Source organism: Streptosporangium sp. NPDC087985, assembly GCF_044741965.1.
In the GTDB taxonomy this organism is placed as follows: domain Bacteria; phylum Actinomycetota; class Actinomycetes; order Streptosporangiales; family Streptosporangiaceae; genus Streptosporangium.
In genome coordinates this window covers 84,359-105,319 of record NZ_JBIUTQ010000012.1, presented here as the reverse complement: position 1 = coordinate 105,319, position 20,961 = coordinate 84,359, and the positions used below count along the sequence as shown (strand labels likewise).

20 protein-coding genes are annotated in these 20,961 nt (G+C 69.9%); 9 read left to right on the top strand and 11 right to left on the bottom strand.

Annotated elements, in window-relative coordinates:
• Window positions 1–81 precede the first annotated feature (81 nt).
• The gene (locus tag ACIN94_RS21665) at window positions 82–531 is read left to right on the top strand and encodes a pyridoxamine 5'-phosphate oxidase family protein (protein ID WP_400708669.1); all 450 of its coding nucleotides are present in this window, start codon (window positions 82–84) and stop codon (window positions 529–531) included.
• Between the two features lie 97 nt (window positions 532–628).
• Window positions 629–835: a DUF1918 domain-containing protein gene (locus ACIN94_RS21660; RefSeq protein WP_400708667.1), complete on the top strand. Its 207-nt coding sequence runs from the start codon at window positions 629–631 to the stop codon at window positions 833–835.
• 44 nt (window positions 836–879) lie between these two features.
• Here ACIN94_RS21660 and ACIN94_RS21655 read toward each other — a convergent pair whose 3' ends face one another.
• Window positions 880–2,202: a phosphoribosyltransferase family protein gene (locus tag ACIN94_RS21655; protein WP_400708665.1), complete on the bottom strand. Its 1,323-nt coding sequence runs from the start codon at window positions 2,200–2,202 to the stop codon at window positions 880–882.
• Between the two features lie 356 nt (window positions 2,203–2,558).
• On the opposite strand from ACIN94_RS21655, the gene ACIN94_RS21650 reads away from it, so the two are divergent.
• A complete protein-coding gene (locus ACIN94_RS21650; protein ID WP_400708663.1) occupies window positions 2,559–3,173 on the top strand; it encodes a TetR/AcrR family transcriptional regulator in 615 nt (204 codons plus the stop codon).
• A gap of 6 nt (window positions 3,174–3,179) precedes the next feature.
• Complete coding sequence (locus tag ACIN94_RS21645) at window positions 3,180–4,349, top strand: FAD-dependent oxidoreductase (RefSeq protein WP_400708661.1); 1,170 nt, start codon at window positions 3,180–3,182, stop codon at window positions 4,347–4,349.
• A gap of 67 nt (window positions 4,350–4,416) precedes the next feature.
• On the opposite strand, the gene ACIN94_RS21640 is transcribed toward ACIN94_RS21645, so the two are convergent.
• The 7 genes from ACIN94_RS21640 to ftsH all read right to left on the bottom strand — a co-directional run bounded on the left by ACIN94_RS21640 (window position 4,417) and on the right by ftsH (window position 11,633).
• Entirely contained in the window at window positions 4,417–5,418 is a 1,002-nt protein-coding gene (locus ACIN94_RS21640; protein WP_400708659.1) for an Acg family FMN-binding oxidoreductase, read from the bottom strand.
• A 13-nt stretch (window positions 5,419–5,431) separates the two neighbouring features.
• Complete coding sequence (locus tag ACIN94_RS21635) at window positions 5,432–6,097, bottom strand: CBS domain-containing protein (RefSeq protein WP_400708657.1); 666 nt, start codon at window positions 6,095–6,097, stop codon at window positions 5,432–5,434.
• A 118-nt stretch (window positions 6,098–6,215) separates the two neighbouring features.
• Entirely contained in the window at window positions 6,216–7,112 is an 897-nt protein-coding gene (locus ACIN94_RS21630) for a universal stress protein (protein ID WP_400708655.1), read from the bottom strand.
• A 93-nt stretch (window positions 7,113–7,205) separates the two neighbouring features.
• Entirely contained in the window at window positions 7,206–7,685 is a 480-nt protein-coding gene (locus tag ACIN94_RS21625; RefSeq protein ID WP_400708653.1) for an HPP family protein, read from the bottom strand.
• The gene (locus ACIN94_RS21620; RefSeq protein ID WP_400708651.1) at window positions 7,685–8,551 is read right to left on the bottom strand and encodes a universal stress protein; all 867 of its coding nucleotides are present in this window, start codon (window positions 8,549–8,551) and stop codon (window positions 7,685–7,687) included. Before ACIN94_RS21620 ends, ACIN94_RS21625 begins: the two co-directional genes overlap by 1 nt.
• A 102-nt stretch (window positions 8,552–8,653) precedes the next feature.
• Window positions 8,654–9,511, bottom strand: coding sequence for a universal stress protein (locus ACIN94_RS21615; RefSeq protein ID WP_400708649.1), 858 nt, complete (start codon window positions 9,509–9,511; stop codon window positions 8,654–8,656).
• A 187-nt stretch (window positions 9,512–9,698) separates the two neighbouring features.
• On the bottom strand, window positions 9,699–11,633 hold the full coding sequence (gene ftsH / locus ACIN94_RS21610; protein WP_400708647.1) for an ATP-dependent zinc metalloprotease FtsH: 1,935 nt from the start codon (window positions 11,631–11,633) through the stop codon (window positions 9,699–9,701).
• Window positions 11,634–11,933: 300 nt separating this feature from the next.
• On the opposite strand from ftsH, the gene ACIN94_RS21605 reads away from it, so the two are divergent.
• On the top strand, window positions 11,934–13,427 hold the full coding sequence (locus ACIN94_RS21605) for an AAA family ATPase (protein ID WP_400708645.1): 1,494 nt from the start codon (window positions 11,934–11,936) through the stop codon (window positions 13,425–13,427).
• Window positions 13,428–13,934: 507 nt separating this feature from the next.
• Window positions 13,935–14,576: a response regulator gene (locus tag ACIN94_RS21600; protein ID WP_400708643.1), complete on the top strand. Its 642-nt coding sequence runs from the start codon at window positions 13,935–13,937 to the stop codon at window positions 14,574–14,576.
• Between the two features lie 82 nt (window positions 14,577–14,658).
• Here ACIN94_RS21600 and ACIN94_RS21595 read toward each other — a convergent pair whose 3' ends face one another.
• Window positions 14,659–16,356: a GAF domain-containing protein gene (locus ACIN94_RS21595; protein WP_400708641.1), complete on the bottom strand. Its 1,698-nt coding sequence runs from the start codon at window positions 16,354–16,356 to the stop codon at window positions 14,659–14,661.
• A 238-nt stretch (window positions 16,357–16,594) separates the two neighbouring features.
• On the opposite strand from ACIN94_RS21595, the gene ACIN94_RS21590 reads away from it, so the two are divergent.
• Window positions 16,595–17,296: a CBS domain-containing protein gene (locus tag ACIN94_RS21590; RefSeq protein ID WP_400708639.1), complete on the top strand. Its 702-nt coding sequence runs from the start codon at window positions 16,595–16,597 to the stop codon at window positions 17,294–17,296.
• A 59-nt stretch (window positions 17,297–17,355) separates the two neighbouring features.
• Here ACIN94_RS21590 and ACIN94_RS21585 read toward each other — a convergent pair whose 3' ends face one another.
• Window positions 17,356–18,096, bottom strand: a complete 741-nt coding sequence (locus tag ACIN94_RS21585) for a CBS domain-containing protein (RefSeq protein WP_400708637.1) — start codon at window positions 18,094–18,096, stop codon at window positions 17,356–17,358.
• Window positions 18,097–18,359: 263 nt separating this feature from the next.
• Between ACIN94_RS21585 and ACIN94_RS21580 the strand changes: the two genes are divergently transcribed.
• Entirely contained in the window at window positions 18,360–19,220 is an 861-nt protein-coding gene (locus ACIN94_RS21580; protein WP_400708635.1) for a universal stress protein, read from the top strand.
• On the top strand, window positions 19,217–20,239 hold the full coding sequence (locus tag ACIN94_RS21575) for a zinc-binding alcohol dehydrogenase family protein (protein ID WP_400708633.1): 1,023 nt from the start codon (window positions 19,217–19,219) through the stop codon (window positions 20,237–20,239). Before ACIN94_RS21580 ends, ACIN94_RS21575 begins: the two co-directional genes overlap by 4 nt.
• A gap of 155 nt (window positions 20,240–20,394) precedes the next feature.
• Here ACIN94_RS21575 and ACIN94_RS21570 read toward each other — a convergent pair whose 3' ends face one another.
• On the bottom strand, window positions 20,395–20,958 hold the full coding sequence (locus ACIN94_RS21570; RefSeq protein WP_400708631.1) for a helix-turn-helix domain-containing protein: 564 nt from the start codon (window positions 20,956–20,958) through the stop codon (window positions 20,395–20,397).
• Window positions 20,959–20,961: the final 3 nt, after the last annotated feature.

The window sequence follows — 20,961 nt, the reverse complement described above, 5'->3', positions numbered from 1 at the left end:
CACAGCTGAAGGCCGATCGCCCTGAATAAGGGGACCTTCGGCCCTTATCGTGACGGTGGGCGGTCGGCGATCTTTGATGGTATGAAAGCAGACTCGGCCGGACTGGACATGCTCTCCCGTGAGGAGTGCATCGACTTGCTGTCCTCGACACCGATCGGGCGGATCGTCTTCACCGACCGCGCCCTCCCCGCGGTGCAGCCGGTCGGCTTCTGCCTCGACGGCGAGAACATCGTCATCCGCACCGGCGTGGGGTCCAAACTCGCCGCCGCCACCCGTGATGCGGTGGTGGCCTTCGAAGCCGACGACTTCGACCTGCAGGCCCGCACCTGCTGGTCGGTCACCGCCGTGGGGCACGCGCGGGCCGTGTACGATCTCGCGGAGATCGCCCGGCTGTCGAGGTTGCCGCTGACGACATGGGCGCCCGGCGACCGGGACCACTTCATCATCATCCGGCCCGAGCAGATCTCCGGCCGTCGCACCCGGCGTTCTCCGCTCGTCCCCCAACGTCAGGACGAAAGTCGCACCTTGTGAGGACATCTGACACTTTGTCGACGCGCGTGCCGCGGGGAAGCTGGAGAAGTAAGAGAGAAGGAAAAGCAGGTAAGGAAGAAGAGGGAGGGGAGCCGCCATGAAGGCAGAGGTGGGGGACCGGCTGATCGTTGAGAGCGCCCATCTGGGCGAACCACGCCGTATCGGCACCATAACCGCGTTGCACCATGCTGACGGCTCGCCGCCGTACGAGGTCCACTGGCTTGACCAGAAACACGAGGCAATGGTCTTCCCGGGGCCGGACGCCCACATCGAACCCCGGAACACGAGGCCCGCGACCTCCTGACCGGTGACGACGGAGGTCGCGTGCGCCTTCCCGGCGGAGGGCGCTCAGCTCCTCAGCGGACGTAGGTGACTGGTGAACCAGTCACGCGCGAGGGCCGCGACGCTCTCCAGCGCTCCGCGCTCCTCGAACAGATGGGTCGCACCGGGGACGATCTGGAGCAGGCTCTCGCAGCGCAACCGCTGCTGTGCGGCCCTGTTGAGATCGAGAACCGCTCTGTCGTGGCCTCCCACGATCAGCAGGGTGGGCGCCCGCACCGCGCCGAGCCGCGGGCCGGCCAGGTCGGGCCGCCCGCCGCGGGAGACGACGGCGCCCACCTGGTTGCCCGGTTCCGCCGCCGCCCACAGCGCGGCCGCGGCTCCGGTACTGGCCCCGAAGTAACCGGCCGGGATACCCGCCGCCTGAGGCCGGTCGCCCAGCCAGCCAGTCACCTGGACAAGCCTTTCGGCCAGCAGAGCGATGTCGAACACGTTGTCTCGGTCGGACTCCTCCTCCGAAGTGAGCAGGTCGAACAGCAACGTCCCCAGCCCGGCGTGGTTGAGCACGGAGGCCACGTACTGGTTACGCGGGCTGTGCCGGCTGCTACCGCTGCCGTGCACGAACACCACCACCCCTTTGGCCTGCTCCGGGACGACCAGCCGCCCGGGCAGCAGGACCCGCCCGGCCTCCACCAGGACCTCCTCGTCACAACCGGGCGGATCCGAGCGCGTCGCGTTCTCGTCGCGCTCACCGGCGGGGGGTGCGGCCCGGGCGAGCAACTCGACGACCTCCTCATCGGTGGTCTGAGCGAAATCGACATACCAGGCGCCGATCGCGAAGAAGTCGTCGGGGGTCTGCAGGCAGACCACCTCATCGGCGAACTTGCGCAGGCTCGCGACCGTCTCCGGCGCCCCCACGGGAACCGCCAGCACCACCCGTGCGGCACCACGCGCCCGAGCGATCTGGCAGGCGGCACGTGCCGTCCCGCCGGTGGCGATCCCGTCGTCCACCACGATCACCGTACGGCCCGTCAGATCCACCAGGGGGCGGTCACCGCGGAAACGGCGCGCCCGCCGCAGGAGCTCAGCCCGCTCACGCTCCTCCACTTCGGCTATCTGCGCCTGTGTGAGATTGGCGAGCCGCACCACATCCCGGTTGATGATGCGTACTCCGCCCTCCCCGATGGCGCCGAACCCCACCTCCGGCTGGAACGGCACCCCGAGCTTGCGGACCACGATCACATCCAGCGGAGCGCCGACGGCCCGGGCCACCTCGTAGGCCACCGGCACCCCGCCTCTGGGCAGCCCCAGGACGACCATGTCCCCGGTCCCGCCGAGCCCGCGCAGCCGCTCGGCCAGACGTACGCCCGCATCCTGACGGTCAACGAACACTTCCGTCCACCTCCCCGGACGCTCTGCGCGCCACCGCTCCCCGGCGGGGCGTTACCCCCTCGGGTGACGGGCGGCACGACCTCACTCCTCAATGTCGGCCGGAAAGACCCGACGGCGGTAGGGCAGAAGGTCCCGATTCAGGTCGCCCTGCGCGAGAACCGGCCGGATGCCGCTTGAAAACATTTGGCACTTCTGGTTTTATGGATGCATGGCGGGATGCTCCCGCCCGGTCCACGGAGGCTCCCATGGACCGGGCCGCCGACCTCTCCCATCCGGGCCCGGCCTTGATGGAGGCCGGAGTCACGGCCCTGTGAAACCATATGAACAAAGTGTTCATATGGAAGGAAGTGGATTCCATGCCACCAGCGTTCACCGCCGAAGAGAAGACCCGCATCACCCGGCTCCTGCTGGAAACCGGACAACGGCTGTTCACCAGCCAGGGCCTGCGCAAAACCTCACTGGAGGACCTGGCCGCCCCGGCGGGCATCGCCAAGAGCAGTTTCTACGTCTTCTTCGACTCCAAAGAGGCCCTGTATCTGGAGCTGATGCTGCGCCAGAGCGCCGAAGTCAAACGCAAGGTGATCGACCAGGCACTGCTGACGGATCCGGCCCCCCGTGAAGGACTGCGCCGGTTCCTGCACGCCACCATCGAGGAGATCTCCACCAATCCCCTGTGGCGCCGCCTCATGACCCATCCCGAAGAGATGGCCGCGGTGGCGCGCAAACTCGACCCCGCACGGGTCACCTCCATGGCCGACAACCCGGTCACCGCACTGACCGATTTCCTCACCGGCCAGCAGGCCGGCGGCGAGCTGATCCCCGCCGACCCCGCCGTGATCATCGGTGTGCTGCAGTGCGTGCTGCTGATGCCGATGTACGCCGAACGGCTGGGCGACCCCGCCCTCTACCCCAAGATCCTCGACCTGTTGATCGACCTCGTCGTCGCAGGCCTCACCCCACAGAAGGAATGACCTGACGTGACCAGCCGCGCCAAGCGAGCCGTCATCATCGGCGCCGGTATCGCCGGCCTGACCGCCGCCCTGCGGCTGCGCCAGACGGGCTGGGACCCGCTCGTGATCGAGCGAGCACCGGCCCGCCGCTCCGGTGGCTACGCCCTCACCTTCTCCGGCATCGGCTACGACGCGGCCGAACGCATGGGCCTCCTGCCCGCGCTCACCCGGCGGCACATCACGCCCGACGAGATGACCTACATCAAGCCCAACGGCAAGACCCGCTTCTCCGTCCCCGGCGCCACGGTACGGGCCATGCTCGGCGAGCGCGCACTCAACGTGCTGCGCGGCGACATCGAAGACGTACTGTACGAGGCGGTCCACGAGCAGGTGGAGATCCGCTTCGCCACCACCGTCAAGGCTGTCGCACAGGACGGACTGGACGTCCACGTCACCCTCAGCGACGGCACCGCCGAAACAGCCGACCTGCTGATCGGCGCCGACGGCCTGCACTCGGCCACCCGGGCCCTGGCCTTCGGCCCCGAAGAGGACTTCCGGATCGACCTGGACCACATGGTCGGCGTGTTCATGATGGACCAGCTGCCCGAAACGGTGGCCGAAGGCAGCACCGCGACGCTGACCGTCACCGGCCGCACCCTGGCGATCATCAGTTTGGGCCAGGGCCGCGCGGGCGCCTTCTTCGGCTACCGCACCGACGACGTCAGCCGGGATCTGGCCGAGGGCCCCCACAAGGCGCTGCCACGGGTCTACGGCCAGATGGGGTGGGCCGCCCCGGAGGCACTCGCCCAGCTCCGTTCGGCCGAGTCGGTCTACTACGACTCCATCAGCCAGATGGTCGTCGACCGCTGGAGCCGCGGGCGCGTGGTCCTGCTGGGCGACGCCGCCTGGTGCGTGACCTTGTTCGCCGGCTACGGCTCCTCCCTCGCCGTCGGCGGAGCCGACCTGCTCGCAGGCCTGCTCCAACGCCACCCCGACGACGTCCCCGCGGCGCTGGCCGCCTGGGAGGCACAGCTGCGGCCCGAGGTCGAAAGGAAACAGAAGCTCGGCCGCCGCGTGAAAGGCCTGTACGCCCCCGCCGACCCACTGCGGCTGTGGCTGCGCGACCTGCCACTGCGCCTGGCCGCCCTGCCGCCCGTGGGCCGCCTGCTCCAGCGCCGCCTCCAGCTCAAAGGCTGACCACCGCGGCGGGTGAGCACAGGCGCAACCGGCACCCGCGACCACACCGCCCGCTCCCCCCGGGGGGTCAGGCCGTCCGGCGCTCCTGCTTCACCTCGGTGACCGGACGCCGGATCCCCTCGCCCTCGTCGACGCTGAAGCCCAGACGCATGATCATCTGGGGGTATTCGCCCGACAGCAGTTCCTGCCTCAGAAACTCCCGCAGGTGAAACATCTCCAGCGCCTGGGTGTGGAAGGCCGCGCTCACGTCGTAGGCGGAGGCGTGCAGCAGGACACGTTGCAGCGCCTGGCCGGCCACGAGCCAGTCCTGGCGGGAGTCTCCCGGCGTGGTCAACACCGCCACCGTCCCGGTCGAGGTGGAACCGGACTGGTCGGTGTCACTCCCCCAGGGATGACCGTGGGCGTAGTCACGCTGGGCGAAGTACGGGCTGGTCCGCCCGGGCTGGCGGGGATAGCCCTGCGCCGGTACCCCCTCCCGGCGGGAGCTTCCCGGCGGCTGGGCCCAGCGGATCATCTCCAGGGTGAACATCCGGTCCTGAGACTGCACGTCCTGGGCGGCGCCGGTGAGGCCGGCGATCACCCGGACGGCGGCCTCGGACCGCACCGGCGTCAGCCGCGCCCCCTCCGCGCTCGCCTGGGAGACGAACGCCTCCAGGAGAGGGTCGGCCACCGGCAGCTCGGTGAATCCGGCGCGGTGGGTACGGCGGCGTTCGATCTCGGCGTGCAGCAGCCGGGTGTGCTCATCGGCGGCGACGGCCTCTCCCATCCGGACCGTCGCCAGCAGAGCGGGACGGTCGGGGTCGGGCAGCACCCGCACCTGCGGCTGGCAGCCGAGCACCCGCAGCGCGAGCCGCACGTTCATCAGGGCGGCACCACAGCTGATCAGCATTTCACGGCCCATGGTGTCGCCCAGCCGCAGCTTCCTGCCGCTGTCGGCCCGCAGGGCGAGCTCCGGGCCGTCGAGGGTGAAGGACCAGGGCTGGGTGTTGTGCACCGACGGCGCCCACACGGCGGCCTGAACCGCCCTGTGGAACGCCGAGGTGATCTCCTCGGCGGTGCGCGTGCTCATCATTCCACCTCCATCACAGGTAAAGGGGCGGGACCCGGGCCAGGTCGTCGCAGCGGTAGGCCACGCCGTCCTCGACGTCGACGACACCTTCGAGCCGGCGGACCGCTGCGACGAGCTGCGCGCTCTGCGACCGGAAACCGACCTGACCCGTCAGCGTGACCACCCCCGCCTCGATGCCGACCGCCAGCTCCCGCCGGTCGAGGTGGAGCCGCTCGCAGAGCTCACCGACCTCCTGGCCGATCTCCTCCGCGGGCCGGATGAAGACCTTGAGCAGGTCGTTCTGGCGGACGGTGCCGATCAGACGCCCGGTGCCGGCGTCGATCACGGGCAGTTGCTTGATCCGGTTGCGGTGCATCAGCCGCGCCGCGTCCCGGACGGAGGTGTCCTCCGTGACAGTGATCACGGAGGTGGTCATGACCTCCCCGGCCGTGGTGGCCGTGACCTTCCTGCGTTCCTCGCGCCTCCTGCGGCCACCGAAGACGCCGCCCAGGCGCGCACGGGAACCGATCTCCTTGAGCAGCAGGTCATCCTCCGAGACCACACCGACGGGGCGGTCGTCGGCGTCGATGACGGTGACCGCGCCGATCTTGAAGCGGCGCATGGCATCGACGATCTCGGCGAACGACGCCTGCGGCCGCACCGCGACCGCCCTGGCCCCCCTGACATCCTTGACCTTCATGACCGACCTCCTCGATACGAGGATCCCCGAGCGGCGCCGGAGGCGGCAGCGGCGAAAGTCCCCGATGCGCAGGACTTACGGTCTGCTCTGCGTGACCGGCCGCCGGCCCGGAAAGAGGTCACGGCCGGACCACGGCGACCGGGCAGTGGGCGTGGTGCAACACCCCACGGCTGACCGAACCCAGCAGCGCCGAACCGATGGCGCCCATGCCCCGCGACCCCACGACGACCAGGTCGGCCCTGGTCGAGGCGTCGCCGAGAGCATCGACGGGGTGCGCGCTGTAGACGTCCTCCACCACCGTCACCTCCGAAAACCTCCCCCGCCAGGCGGCGAGCCTGTCGTTGACCATCTGGTGCTGCGCGCGGCTGATCTCGTCGATGTCGTAGAAGATCTCCGGCGCGAAGGCGTGCACCGGCAACTGCCAGGCGTGGACGGCGCGCAGCTCACCCCCCCGTAACCGGGCCTGCTCGAAGGCGTAGGCCAGCGCAGGTTCGCACTGCGGGGAGTCGTCGACCCCGACGACGACCTCGCGGCGCACCTCCTCGCCCGTGGGACGGACCACGACCACCGGGCCGTGGGCGTGCCCGGCCACGTGCACGCTCACCGACCCCACCAGAGCCTCGGCGAAACCGCCCAGACCCCTGCTGCCCAGCACGATCTCGATGGCCTCATCTGCCTGCTCGCGTAAGACCCCGACCGGGGAACCCTCGATCAGCCCGGTGTCCACCTCGACCGACGGCTGACGCGCCCGTGCCGTGCGCTCGGCCTCCAGCAGCACTTTCCGCCCATTCACGATCATCGCGTCCGGCTGCTTGGGGGCGGCGAACCGGGGAATGTCGTACGGCCCGCGTTCCACGACGTGCACGATCCGCAGCGGCAACCGCCGCCGGAAGGCATCGTCGGCGGCCCACTGCACCGCTCTGCTCGCGTCAGCCGAACCATCCACCCCGACGACGATCACCGCGGAGCCGCCGCGCCCGTCCGGAACCGGCCCGTTGGCTTCCGTCGCAGACATCTCGCCCTCCTCGTGTACGGATCCGTCCGTTCAAGCATCCGGCGCGGGCACCGGAGGTCCCCAAAAAAAGGGGGGCGCCGGACCCGCCCGCGTTCACTCCCCCGCGGCCCGGGGCAGCACCGGGATCAGGTGGAACATCCCCGTCATCAGCTCCGGCGGCTCCTTTCGCTCGGCGACCCGCCCGGCCACGGCCCCCAGGACGTCCGTGGCGGTCACCATCCCCACCAGCCTGTTGGTCTCCCCCAGAACCGGGATCGCGTCGACACCGGCGTCGATCATGGCGGCCGCGGCCTCGGCCAGGTGAGCGTCGAGTGTGGTGTGCGGGCACCTGCGGTCGGCCAGCAGCACGTGAACGCACACACGTGACTGCTCGACCGGACCACCGGACCAGTGGGCGGTGAGGTCCTCCCGGGTGAGAACGCCCCGCAGGCGGCCGTCGCCCTCGACGACCGGCAGGTGATGGATGCCCGCCCGGCACATGATCTCCCAGGCCAGGAGCGGGGACTCATCCGGGGTGACGGCGACCAGCGTCCTGCTCATCACCTGCGCCACCCTGAGGTTCTGCACGTCCATCACGCCTCCCCCCGGTCCCGTACCACCACGACGGGACAGTGAGCGTGATGCAGGATTCCGTGACTCACCGAGCCCAGTAAGACCGAGCCGAGCCTGCCCAGTCCCCGCGAGCCGACGACCACCAGGTCGGCGGTGAGCGACGCCTCGCAGACGACGGCGACGGGATGCCCGCAGACCACCGTCTCCTCGGCCTCGACCCCGGGGTACTTCTGCCGCCAGGCGGTGAGCGTGTCCGCCGTGACGCGCCGCTCGGCTTCGACGATCTCCTCGACCAGCGACGGGTAGACGGTGGCCCCCTGCCCCAAAACGGGCATCTGCCAGGTGTGGATCGCCTGCAGCCGGGCGCCGCGCCGGGTGGCCTCCTCGAAGGCGTACTCCAGGGCCGCCGCCGAATGGGCCGAGCCGTCGAAGCCGACGACGACCTCGTCGTACATCCGTTCCTGCGACCCTCTGACGACCACGACCGGTACGGTCCCGGACCCGCTCAGCGCCAGGGAGACCGACCCGAGCAGCAGCCCGGTGAACCCGCCGAGGCCCCGGTTGCCCACCACGATCTCCTCGGCTTCCTCGGCTTCCCGCCGGAGGATCTCAACCGTGCGGCCCGTTTCGAGGACGCCCTCCACCTCGAGCCGCGGGGCACGCTCCCGCGCCAGGCGGATCGCGGCGTCGAGTACCTCCCGGCAGTGATCGGTCATGGAGTCGCGGAAACCCGGAGGGGTCTGCAGCGGGATGTCGTAGGTCCACGGCTCGCACACCCGCACGATCCACAGGGCGCACCCACGCCGCACCGCGTCGTCGGCGGCCCACGCGACCGCGGCCTGCGAGGAAGGTGAGCCGTCCGCGCCCACCACTACATGCGCTGTCATGTCGTCCTCCTCGGGTCCGTAGCTTCCATCCGACCGTCTGGCGGCGGTTTTCACAGCGGCCGAAAGACCTGGTCATCAGGGACTTCCGGCCCTGTGCGCTCCCTAGGACGGGACGACGGCGACGGGACAGCGGGCGTGCCGGACCAGGCATCTGACGATCGCTCCGAGATGGCCGGTGCGCCGGGCTGTGCGGCCCATTCCGACGACGACGGAGGTGGCCTCGGCCGACGCGGCCCGCAGCGCCTCCTTCGGCGCGCTCGTCAGGAGCTGGACGTCGACGGGGGTGTCGGGGTACTTCTCCCGCCACGGTGCGAGCCGTCCGTCCAGCCGCTCCTGGCAGGCCCGGGCCGAGTCGTCGAGATCGGGCAGGTGGGTCATGGCCACACCCCAGGTCAGAGGGCGCGGATGACCGGCGTGCAGCACCCGCAGCCGCAGCCGCCGCAGAGCGGCCTCGTGGAAGGCGAAGTCCAGCACCTCGTCGGCCGTGCTGTCATCGACGCCCACGACCACCGGCCCCGGGTGCAGGGGCACCGGCAGCGGACCCGCCCCTCGCACGACGATCACCGCAGACAGCGCGCAGGCCGCGACGGAGGCCGCGACGGAGCCGACCACGGACCGGGCCGGCGCGCCCAGGCCGCGAGAGCCGACCACGACGACCTCGGCGCCGGCCGACAGGTCGACGAGCCGCTGGGCGGCGGAGCCCTCGTAAAGGTCGGTCGTCACCTCGGTGATCGTGCTGCACGCGCGGGCGCAGTCGGCCCCGTGGTACAGCACGTGCTCGGCCGCCTTACGCAGATGGAGCTTGGCCTCCTCGTCGGCCTCGCCGTACGGCCACTGCCACGTGTGGGAGACGACCAGAGGCAGTTTCCTGAGCTCGGCCTCGTCCATCGCCCACTCCAGGGCCTGCATGGAGAAGTCCGAACCGTCATAGCCGACGACGACAGGGCGCGGTTGTGCCATGGTCTTCACCCCCGTTCCATGCTGGGCGATGCCCGGCGGGGGCAGCAGAGCGGAACGTCCCTGTTCGGGAGGGACTTCCGACCCCTTTTCGGCCCTCGCGCGGCCGGCGGCTCCGATCCCCCACCGCAGCGGCACCCCCCACGGCGGTGACTCCAGGTGACCGCCCGTCCACCTGCGGGCTCGATCGTCAGGCGGTGGCGGTGTTCAGCCGGGGTATCGCCGAGCGCTCGTCGCGCAGCACGCCGCCGACGACGTCCCCGTCGACGGTCTCGCGTTCGACCAGGAGCGCGGCGAGCCGGTCCAGAGCCTCCCGGTGGGCGCGCAGCAGGTCCACCGCACGTTTCTCGGCTCCGCCGAGCAGACGGGCGATCTCTTCGTCGATGACCTGCTGGGTCCGTTCGGAGTACGGCTTGAGCCGGAGCTCTTCGACGTCCTCGCCGAGATACTGGGGACCGGCGGAGGAGTAGCCGACCGGGCCGAGCGCGGGTGACAGGCCGAAGTCGCGCACCATGCGGGTGGCGATCTGCGTGGCGGCCGCCAGATCGTTGGCGGCGCCGGTGGAACCCTCGCCGAAGACGACCAGCTCCGCGGCACGGCCGCCGAGCCGTACGGCGAGCAGATCGGCCAGGTAGCTTTCGCTGTAGAGGTGCCGTTCGGCCTCGGGCAGCTGCTCGGTGACGCCGAGCGTGGGACCGGCGGGCAGGATGGTCACCTTCGCGACCGGATCGGCGTACTCGCACAAGGTGGCCAGCAGGGCATGCCCGGACTCGTGCACGGCCACCGCGTGACGTTCCTGGGGAAGCAGGGCGTTGGTCGTCTCGCGGCGGCCCAGCAGCACCCGGTCGCGTGCGGTGTCGAGATCCTGGGCGTCGATGACCGTGCGATTGGCCCTGACCGCGTTGATGGCGGCCTCGTTGACGAGGTTGGCCAGGTCGGCGCCGGAGAATCCCGGCGTGGCGCGGGCGGTCACGACGAGATCAACGCTCGGGCCCAGCTGTTTGCCGGCGGCGTGAACAGCCAGGATCGCCGCGCGCTCGACCTGGTTGGGCAGCGGCACGGTGACCTGCCGGTCGAAGCGGCCGGGACGCAACAGGGCCGTGTCGAGAGTCTCGGGCCGGTTCGTCGCGGCCAGCACGACGATCCCGCTGCTCTGATCGAAGCCGTCCATCTCGGCCAGCAGCTGGTTCAGCGTCTGCTCCCGTTCGTCGTTGCCTCCGGCGACCACCCTGCCCCGCCGGCCGCCAATGGCGTCGATCTCGTCGATGAAAACGATCGAGGGGGCACGTTTGCGGGCCTCGTCGAACAGGTCACGGACCCGGGATGCCCCCACCCCCACGAACATCTCCACGAACCCCGAGCCGGTGACCGACAGGAACGGCACAGCCGCCTCCCCTGCCACCGCCCGGGCCAGGAGCGTCTTTCCGGTCCCCGGAGGACCGACCATGATCACCCCTCGGGGTGGTTTCGCGCCCGCTGCCGCGTACCGGCCGGGGTCGCGCAGGAAGTCCACCACCTCGCTGATCTCCTGCTTGACGCCGTCATAACCGGCGACGTCGCCGAACCGGGTGGTCGGCCGCTCCGCCTCAATGATTTTCGCTCCCGAACGGCCAAAGCCGCCGATGCCGCCGATACCGCCGGCCAGGGAGTGCTGTGCCTGCCGGCCCATCCACATGAACAGGCCGACCAGCAGCACCAGCGGCAGGAAGCCGACGAGGACCGATATCAGGGAGTTGTCGGCCCGGGTCGCGGTGATCTGGACGTGGTGGGACTGCAGCTGGGATTCCAGCCGTCCGGTGCGCAGCGCCGTGGGGATCTGGGAGGTGAACTTCGTCCCGTTGTCCAGGCTGCCGGACACCGCGCCCTGATCGTCGATCGTCACCGCCTTGATCTGCCCGGCGTCCACCTTGGCCACGAAGTCGCTGTAGGAGTACGGCTTGACCTGCGACCCGGTGAGCAGGAGGGGCACCACCAGCCACAGCGTGACGATCAGCGCCCCCAGCGGCAGCAGCCAGCGGTGCCAGCCGGGAGGCCGCGCGGGCACCGGCGGCGGGGGCTCGTCCGGCGGTCCCGGTCTGGCCTTACCCGTCGGGTGCCGGCCGCGCAGCCGAATCCGCGTGATCATCAAGCTGCCTCCCTGTCGGTTCCCCTGCCTTACCTGCCAGTTTTCAGTCCGGCGAGAACGATCCGGCAGGGCCGAAAGACCCGAAGACCAGGACGGAACGGCCTTTCCCGCAGGCCGACGGCCGCAGGGGAGGTCACTGCGGGCGCCCTGGGCCACCCGATTCAAAAACCAGCTACCGGGGGAGAAAACAGACACATAGCTGGTCTGTTCATCCACGGGAGACCACCTCGGGGACGGCCCCGTCCCCCCGGCCGCGACCCCGATCAGACGAACGGCCGACCCAAGCGCAAAGGCACCTCCATGAGACCGTGGGCGCAGATCAAGGAGACGCACATCGCCGTCGTGGTCCTCCTCGGAGACCATGCCTTCAAGCTCAAAAAACCAGTCAACCTCGGCTTCCTGGACTTCACCACCCGACAGGCCCGCCAAGCCATCTGCCACCGGGAGGTGGAGCTCAACCGGCGGCTGGCCGCAGACGTCTACGAAGGGGTCGCCGACGTGCGAGGCCCCGACGGAGAACTCTGCGACCATCTCGTCGTGATGCGGCGCATGCCGGAGGAACGCCGCCTCTCCGCCGTGCTCCGCTCGGGCAGACCAGTCGAAGGACACCTGCGGCAGGTCGCCCGGATGATCGCCGGCATGCACGGGCGATCCCGCCACGGCCCCGAAATCGACCAACAGGGCGGCAGACAGGCCCTGCGGTCCCGCTGGAGCGCAAGCTTCGACGAGATCCGCGCACTCACCGACCCCGTCCTCGACACCGAGATCATCGGGCAGATCGAACGGCTCGCCCTGCGCTTCCTCGACGGCCGAGCCCCCCTGTTCGCCGCCCGGATCGCCGAAGGCCGCATCATCGACGGCCACGGCGACCTGCTCACCGAAGACATCTTCTGCCTGCAGGACGGCCCACGGATACTGGACTGCCTGGAATTCGACGACCGGCTCCGCTTCCTCGACGGCCTCGACGACGCCGCCTTCCTGGCCATGGACCTGGAACACCTCGGCGCACCCCGGCTGGCCGAGGCGTTCCTGCACTGGTACACCGAGTTCACCGACGACCACGCCCCACCCTCACTGTGGCATCACTACGTCGCCTACCGGGCCTTCGTCCGCGCCAAGGTCGCCTGCCTCCGGCAGCAACAGGGCGGCTCCGGCGCCGCCGGCGAGGCACACCGGCTCGCCGAACTCACACTCCGCCACCTGCAGGCCGGAACGATCCCTTTGATCCTCGTCGGCGGACTCCCCGCGACCGGCAAGTCGACCCTGGCCGCCGCCCTCGCCGACCACCTCGGCTACACACTGCTGAGCAGCGACCGCATCCGCAAGGAACTCTGCGCCATCACACCCGAACAGCACACACCCGCCCCCTTCGGCGAAGGCATCTACCGCCCCGAACGCACCCAACGCACCTACCACGAGATGCTCTCCCGGGCCGAACTACTGCTTCACCACGGCGAACCGGTCATCCTGGACGCCTCCTGGATCGACGCCGACCACCGGGCCGCAGCCGCAGCCGTGGCCCGGCGCACCTGCAGCGACCTCGTGGCCCTGCGCTGCACAGCCCCGCCGCAGATCACCGCCGAGCGTCTCACCCACCGTAGCGGCACGACCTCCGACGCCGACCAGACCATCGCCACCGCCATGACACAGACGATGCAACCCTGGCCCGAGGCGATCGAGATCGACACCAGCCCCACCACCGAACCACCGCTGGACCGGGCACTGGCGGCCATCAACCTCTCCGCACCCCCCGCCCCCCGGCGGTTCCGGCGCCCCCAGCTGGAACCCGACTGACCAGCCCACCCCGGTGACCACCGGCTCTTCGAAAGACACATCAACTCCGAAGACCCCCGGGCAAGAACGGAGGCTGCTCGCATGAGACGGACCGGCGCCGACGAATACGACGTCACACCGGACTACCCAGGCCACCGCGTGTACAACGACGGAACGATCCAGATACGGATAGACCCGCACCCCACCCCGGGCATGCTGGAGCGGATCGAAGCACGCGCCCACCAGGCGGCATCAACCTGCCTGGCACGACTGTTCCACCCGGAGTCGGTCGCGGTGGCCGGCGCGGGCCCGCGCCCCGGGCGGCAGCGGCCACCGGATCCTACGCAACCTCGGCCCCGCCCCCGTCGCTCTTCCGCAGACGGCTCGGCTGACCCGCCCCTCACGCCCCTCGCGGCTGAAACCGGAAACCCGAAGGACCCGCCACGACGGCCGTGACCTGCCCACGGCAGCCGTGGTAGGGACCAACGCCCCTACCACGGCCCCCGCGAGAGAGCTAACCTTCAGGACATGATTCGCGTGTTCCTGGTGGACGACCACGAAGTGGTACGGCGGGGCGTGGCCGCGCTACTGGAGTCCGAAGGCGACATCGAGATCGTCGGAGAGGCCGGGACCGCGCAGTCGGCGGTGTCGCGCATCCCGGCGCTACGCCCGGACGTCGCGGTTTTGGACGTGCGCCTGCCCGACGGCAACGGAGTGGACGTCTGCCGCGAGGTCCGCTCCAGGCTGCCGGAACTGGCCTGCCTGATGCTGACCTCCTTCGCCGACGACGACGCTCTGTTCAACGCGGTGATGGCAGGCGCCTCGGGATATGTGCTCAAACAGATCCACGGCTCGGACCTGGTCGGCGCCGTGCGGACGGTCGCGGCCGGCCAGTCGCTACTGGACCCGCAGACCACCGCGACCATGCTGGCGCGGCTACGCGAACAGGCCACCCGCAGAGACCCACTGCAGGCACTGTCGGAACAGGAACGCCACATCCTGGAGCTGATCGGCGAAGGGATGACCAACCGGCAGATCGGCGAGCGACTCTACCTCGCCGAAAAAACCGTGAAGAACTACGTGTCGAACCTGCTGGCGAAGCTGAGCATGCAGCGCCGTACCCAGGCGGCCGCGCTGGCGGCCCGGCTGAAAGCCGACCGCCCCAGCTAAACACCGACACGCACACCACGGGCCCACATCCCCCTCGCAGCCGCCAGGCCCGGCGCAGCCACAAGGCCCGCCGCGCCCGACGCTACCCCAGCGGGACACTCCACCTCAGACAGGTCCCCCCCTCCGCCAACGGCCCGATCTCAAAGGAACCACCCAGCCGCTCGGCCCGCTCCTGAAGATTGAGCAGACCGCTGCGCCTGCCGTCGCGGGGCAACCCCACCCCGTTGTCCCGCACGACAAGGGTGAGCCGGCCATCACCGACCTCCACCGACACCTCGGCCTTGGAAGCCCTGGCATGACGCACGACATTGGACAGCGCCTCCCGCAGAACGGCCGGCAACTGTTCGGCGACCTGCGCCGGCACCTTACTGTCGAGCTGACCCTCCAGGGTCAGGCCCGGCAGGAAACCCAAATGAGCACGGGCACTCTCCACCAGGCTCACAACCTGCGCGCGCAGACTGAAATCACCATCATGGTGGGGAATCTGCAGAGCGAAAATGGTCGAACGGATCTGCCGGATGGTGCCGTCCAGCTCATCGATCGCGTTCTGCAGCCGAGACGAGACCTCAGGCCTGTCGACAAGCCGCACAGTGCTCATCAACGTCATGGCGATGGCGAACAACCGCTGGATCACCACATCATGCAGATCCTTGGCGATCCGGTCACGGTCCTCCAGCAACCCCAGCCGCTCGGCGTCCATCCGGGACTCGGCCAGCTCCAGCGCGATCGCCGCCTGCCCGGCAAAGGAATGCAACATGCTCAGCTCAGCCTGACTGAACGGGATACGGCCTGAGCGCTTGCCCAGCGACAGCACACCACGGACGATACCCACCGCACCGATCGGCACAGCGGCGACAGGGCCGGGCGACACCCGCCCGGCGATCACAGCCGAGGCCTCCTCGACCGGCTCGGCGGCCATGAACGGCTCACCACTGGTGAAGGCCTGCCCCACCAGGGAACCGGCGACAGGAACCTCGGCAGGGGCCACCTGCTCACAGGCATCCCCATCAGCAATGATCACTTGGAGTAGCCGTCCGGTCTCATCGGGCAGCAGAACCGCCACAACGTCGGCATTGGCCATCTCCCGCGCCCGGCGCGCCATCAGCGTGAGCACCTCCCGCGGCTCGGCCCCCGACAGCAGGCTGGTGGTGACCTCCGAGGACACCTGCAGCCACATCTCCCGCCGGCGGCTCTCCTCATACAGCCGGGCGTTCTCGATGGCCACCCCGGCCGCGGTGGCCAGCGCCGTGACGATCGCCTCGTCCTCCTCGTCGAACTCCCCTCCCCCGCGCTTCTCGGTGAGGTAGAGGTTGCCGAACACCTCCTCCCGCACCCGGATCGGCACACCCAGAAACGACCCCATCGGCGGGTGCCCCGGCGGAAACCCATGAGACTCCGGATGCTCGCAGATACGGGCCAGCCGCAACGACTGCGGCTGCTTGATCAGCAGGCCCAGCAGGCCCAGCCCGTGCGGCCAGTGCTCGATCCGGGCGATCTCCTCCTCGGTCAGCCCCACCGGAATGAACTGGACGAGCGTGTTCTCCTCACCGATCGCACCCAAGGCACCGTAGGTGGCATCGACCAGGGCGATGGCGGTCTCCACGATCCGGCGCAGCACGGTCTCCAGATCCAGCTCACTGCCAATGGAGACGACCGCGTTCAGCAGCGCGTGCACCCGGTCACGGGTGGCCAGCACGGCCTCCAGCCGCACATGCAGCTCCGACAGGAGCTCATCCAGCCGCATGTGCGGAATCAACGCGCCAGGCTCGATCTCCCCCATGTACCAAAGTCTCGCATCCGGGAACCCGGGCGCTCACGCCGGTACACGACAGACATCCGCCACGGTGGTGGCCGAAAGACCCCGGCATTGAGGACCTCCGGCCGCTGCCCGGCGGGCCCCGGCGGCGATGAGATGGAGATGCGAAGGGCCCGACGGCAAACAGCCGGGCCGGCGCGCCGGCCCACCACGACAACAGCGGCCGGCGAAACGCGGGCCCACCCGCCAAGGAGGTGCAGTGATGCACGTGAAGGTCAAAGACGTCATGACCACAGAGGTGGCCTCGGTCAACGGCAGCACCCCGTTCAAGGACGTCGCCGAAGTACTCATCGCTCACGGCGTGAGCGCCGTCCCGGTCGTGGACGGCGAAGGACACGTCCTCGGGATCGTCTCCGAAGCGGACCTGCTACACAAAGAGGAGTTCAGGGAACGGTACTACCACGAGGGATACCAGCCACCGCTACGTGCCCGGCTGCGACACCGCCTGAGCCCCAAGAGCGGCGACGGCAGGGAGAAGGCCCGCGGCGACACCGCAGCGGAACTGATGACGGCCCCCGCGATCACAGTCCGGCCGCATGTGTCGATCGTGACGGCGATGCGGCTCATGGAGGAACACGGAGTCAAAAGACTGGTCGTGGTCGACGACGAAGAGATCCTCCAAGGCATCGTCAGCCGCATCGACCTGCTGAAGGTCTTCCTCCGCAGCGACCTCGACATCGCCGAAGAGGTACGTGAGGAGATCCTCGAACACTCCCTGTGGGCACTTCCCCACAACGCCACCGTCACGGTCGCGCACGGGATCGTCACACTGGCCGGACGCATGCACCGGCGCGGTGACGCCCAGCTCGCGGCGCGGCTGGCCCGCCGGGTGAACGGCGTCGTCGACGTGATCGACCAACTGGAATGGGACACCGACGACACCACAGCCTGGAGAGGACGGTAGAAGACGAAAACCGGCGCCCGCGCGTGTCCCCGACCACCCCAAGGGCCTCAGCGGGGCTTTCAGAGAGGGAGCAGCGAGTCGTCCTGGTCATAGGTGACATCGACCTCCAGCTCCACCACCCCTTCGATCCGCCGGCCGGCCTCGACGAGCCGGGCGATCTGCGAACGCCTGGCCACCCTCCCCCCGACCCGGACCACACCGGCGTCCACCGCGATCGTGAGCGTCCGCGCATCCACCCGCAGAGCCGCGATGGCCGCCGCCACATCCGCCAGAACGTCCGACGTCCGCCTGGCGAAGATCTTCAACAGATCGACCTGGTGCAGAGTACCGGCGATCTTCCCGCTGGCGGCGTCGACCACCGGTAGCTGCATGATCCGGTTGGCATGCATCAGCCGGGCCGCCTCCCGCACGGGAGTCTGCCGGGTGACCGTCAGCGCCGGGCACGTCATGACCTCCCCGGCGGTCATCACGGCACCCCGGCCGGGCTGCCGGCGTCCGCGGCTCTGCGAACCGCCCTCACCCGGTGAGACGCCGCTCTCCCCCAGCGGCAGATCGCCCTCCGACACCACCCCGACCGGACGACCACCGACATCGATCACAGCCACGGCACCCACCTTGAACCGGCGCATGGTCGCCACCAACTCGGCGACCGTCGCCTCCCGGCGAACCGCGATGGCCACCGTACCCATGACGTCCTTCACCTGCAGCGTCCCGCTCCACTCCACCGGCTTTCCTGCCCACGACGGTGCCGCGGCGGAAGCGCCCCCTTGAATCCGGCCCTGCCCCTGGGTGTCGGTCATCGCTCTCACCTCCCCGCCCCGCCTTCCATCGTCGGCGGCAAAGACCCGGACGCGGCAGAGCGGAAAGTCCCCCCGAGAAAGGACCTTCCGCCCCCATGACACCGGCGGACCCCTGAAACTCCCGGGACCTTCGCCCCTACCCGGCGGCGTGCAGGCCCACGACCATGAAAGGGACCAACGGCCAGAGGCGGCACACGGCCCCGGCCCAGGCCGCTGCCGGTCAGAGCAGCGGTCCGGACCGGGACGGACCCGAGGTGGTGACCATGAAAGCATCCGTCCTCGTCGGCGTCGACGGCTCGGCATCCTCACTGCAGGCCCTTACCTGGGCGGCACAGGAGGCCACATTGAGAGGGACACCACTGCGCATCGTGTACGCCGCCCTGCGCTGGGCCTACGATGTCCCCCTCGTCCCGCAGCCCGCCCACTGGGGACCGGCAGTGGAAACCGCAGCCCGAAACCTGCTCGGCCAGGCCGCCGAACGGGCCCGCGCCCACGCCCCCACCGCGGAGATCACCACCGAGATCATCGACGGCGCCGCCGCGGAGTCGATCGCCGCCGCCGCCCAGGACGCACAGCTGATCGTCGTCGGCAGCCGCGGCCGGGGCGGGTTCGCCGGGCTGCTACTGGGCTCGGTCAGCCGTGACCTCGCCACCCGCGCCCCCTGCCCGGTCGTGGTCGCAGGCCCGCCGCACCCCACCGGCGGCAGAGGCGGTGACGCCGAGATCGTCGCCGGCGTCCTCGGGCACCCCGACCAGGATCCCGTCCTGGAGTTCGCCTTCGGCGAGGCCGCACTCCGAGGAGTCGCCCTGCGGGCGGTGCACGCCTGGACCCATCCAGCGCTCAGAGCACCCGGAGACATGCAACCGCTCGTCATCGACCTCGACAGCGTCGGCCAGGAGGAGGCACGCCTGCTGGCCGAGTCCATCGGCGGCTGGCGGCAGAAGTTCCCCGATGTGCCCCTCATTGAGCACGTCGTGCACGGACACCCGGCCAAAGCACTCATCGACGCCTCCGAATCCGCCGGACTGGTCGTCGTGGGCGCCCCCCGGCGGGCCTGGGCGCCCGGATCGACCGTGCACGCCCTGCTCCACCATGCCCACGCCCCCGTCGCGGTCGTCCATTGATCCCCACCGAGATGGACGCCTGGGTGGTGGCCCGCCCCGGGCCGATCACCTCGCATCCACTGCAACGCCTCCGGCTCCCGGTCCCCGAGCCGGGGCCAGGCGAGGTGCTCGTCAAAGTCGAGGCCTGCGCCGTCTGCCGTACCGACCTCCACCTCGCCGAAGGCGACCTGCCCCCACGCCGCCCCAGGACCGTACCCGGCCACGAGATCGTGGGACGGGTGGTGGCCCGCGGCCCGGACGCCGCCCGGCTCGCACCCGGCACACGCGTCGGCGTGGCCTGGCTCCGCTCGACCTGCGGGCACTGCCGCTACTGCCTGCGAGGAGCCGAGAACCTCTGCCCGGCCTCCACCTACACCGGCTGGGACGCCGACGGCGGTTACGCCGGCTACCTCACCGCCCCCCAGGACTACCTTTACCCGCTCCCCCCAGACCCGCCGGCCGACAAACTGGCCCCGCTACTGTGCGCCGGGATCATCGGCTACCGCGCCCTGCTCCGCTGCGACCTGCCCCCCGGCGGACGCCTGGGCATCTACGGCTTCGGCGCCTCAGCCCACCTGACCGCGCAACTCGCCCTCGCCCAAGGAGCGACCGTGCACGTCCTGACTCGCTCAGCCAGAGCCCGCGAACTGGCCAGAACACTGGGAGCGGCCTCCGCACGCGGCCCGGCCGACCAGCCCCCCGAACCACTGGACGCCGCCATCCTGTTCGCCCCGGCCGGCGAACTGGTACCCGTCGCCCTGACCGCCCTGGACCGGGGCGCCACCCTGGCCGTAGCGGGCATCCATCTCAGCGACATCCCTGCGCTGAACTACCAGCGCCACCTGTTTCAAGAGCGCACCCTGCGCAGCGTCACCGCCAACACCCGCGCCGACGGCCAGGCCTACCTGGAACTCGCCACCACCTACCCCCCGAAGGTCACCACCGTGCCCTACCCCCTCAACGCGGCCGACCAAGCACTCAGCGACCTGGCCGCCGACCGTTTCGAAGGCGCCGCCGTACTGCTGCCCGGCCTGCCGTGAACCACGACGCCGGCACACCGAAGACCGCTCCTGCAGGGGGTGGGCTCAGCAACGGAGTCTGCCCTGACCTGCGCTGATGCCTGTGTCCCTGTATGGTTCATGGCACATTTGACACGCTCCCCGGCCTTCAAGACTCTGACCGGAAAATAACGACCTCAGCCGGGCAGGCGGCAACGACCCCCGGGTCTCGGTGCTGCACGGACGTGCGCGCGTTCGCCTTGTTTCCCGATGAGACTCAGGTACTCGACGGGACCAGCGCCGGTGGCCCCGAACCAATGGGGGGTGCGCGTGTCGAACTCCGCGGCCTCCCCGGGCTTGAGGATGAGGTCGTGTTCCCCAAGTACAAGGCGGAGCGTTCCGTTGAGGACATAGACCCAGTCGTAGCCCTCGTGGGTGCGCAGGTCGGGCTCGGCGTCGTCGCTTCCGGTCGGGAGGACGAACTTGTAGGCCTGGATTCCTCCTGGCCTACGGGTCAGCGGCAGGATGACCGAGCCGTCGCTGCAGGGGATGGGACGCAGATTGATGCGGGGGTCACCGGTCGGCGGCGCATCGACGAGCTCGTCGAGTGTGACCCCGTAGGCGCGAGCAAGCGGAAGCAGCTGCTCAAGCGTGGGACGTCGCAGGCCCGCCTCAAGCCGGGACAAGGTGCTGGTGGAGATGCCGGTCTCCTCCGCGAGGTCGGCGAGCGTGACGTCACGATGCAGCCGAAGGCGTTTCAACCT

What these genes read in the sequence shown, in the direction of transcription:
- ACIN94_RS21665 (WP_400708669.1), top strand. Translation starts at nt 82, where the DNA reads ATGAAAGCAGACTCGGCCGGACTGGACATGCTCTCCCGTGAGGAGTGC.
- ACIN94_RS21660 (WP_400708667.1), top strand. Translation starts at nt 629, where the DNA reads ATGAAGGCAGAGGTGGGGGACCGGCTGATCGTTGAGAGCGCCCATCTG.
- ACIN94_RS21650 (WP_400708663.1), top strand. Translation starts at nt 2,559, where the DNA reads ATGCCACCAGCGTTCACCGCCGAAGAGAAGACCCGCATCACCCGGCTC.
- ACIN94_RS21640 (WP_400708659.1), bottom strand. Translation starts at nt 5,418, where the DNA reads ATGAGCACGCGCACCGCCGAGGAGATCACCTCGGCGTTCCACAGGGCG.
- ACIN94_RS21635 (WP_400708657.1), bottom strand. Translation starts at nt 6,097, where the DNA reads ATGAAGGTCAAGGATGTCAGGGGGGCCAGGGCGGTCGCGGTGCGGCCG.
- ACIN94_RS21630 (WP_400708655.1), bottom strand. Translation starts at nt 7,112, where the DNA reads ATGTCTGCGACGGAAGCCAACGGGCCGGTTCCGGACGGGCGCGGCGGC.
- ACIN94_RS21625 (WP_400708653.1), bottom strand. Translation starts at nt 7,685, where the DNA reads ATGGACGTGCAGAACCTCAGGGTGGCGCAGGTGATGAGCAGGACGCTG.
- ACIN94_RS21620 (WP_400708651.1), bottom strand. Translation starts at nt 8,551, where the DNA reads ATGACAGCGCATGTAGTGGTGGGCGCGGACGGCTCACCTTCCTCGCAG.
- ACIN94_RS21615 (WP_400708649.1), bottom strand. Translation starts at nt 9,511, where the DNA reads ATGGCACAACCGCGCCCTGTCGTCGTCGGCTATGACGGTTCGGACTTC.
- ftsH (WP_400708647.1), bottom strand. Translation starts at nt 11,633, where the DNA reads ATGATCACGCGGATTCGGCTGCGCGGCCGGCACCCGACGGGTAAGGCC.
- ACIN94_RS21605 (WP_400708645.1), top strand. Translation starts at nt 11,934, where the DNA reads ATGAGACCGTGGGCGCAGATCAAGGAGACGCACATCGCCGTCGTGGTC.
- ACIN94_RS21600 (WP_400708643.1), top strand. Translation starts at nt 13,935, where the DNA reads ATGATTCGCGTGTTCCTGGTGGACGACCACGAAGTGGTACGGCGGGGC.
- ACIN94_RS21595 (WP_400708641.1), bottom strand. Translation starts at nt 16,356, where the DNA reads ATGGGGGAGATCGAGCCTGGCGCGTTGATTCCGCACATGCGGCTGGAT.
- ACIN94_RS21590 (WP_400708639.1), top strand. Translation starts at nt 16,595, where the DNA reads ATGCACGTGAAGGTCAAAGACGTCATGACCACAGAGGTGGCCTCGGTC.
- ACIN94_RS21585 (WP_400708637.1), bottom strand. Translation starts at nt 18,096, where the DNA reads ATGACCGACACCCAGGGGCAGGGCCGGATTCAAGGGGGCGCTTCCGCC.
- ACIN94_RS21580 (WP_400708635.1), top strand. Translation starts at nt 18,360, where the DNA reads ATGAAAGCATCCGTCCTCGTCGGCGTCGACGGCTCGGCATCCTCACTG.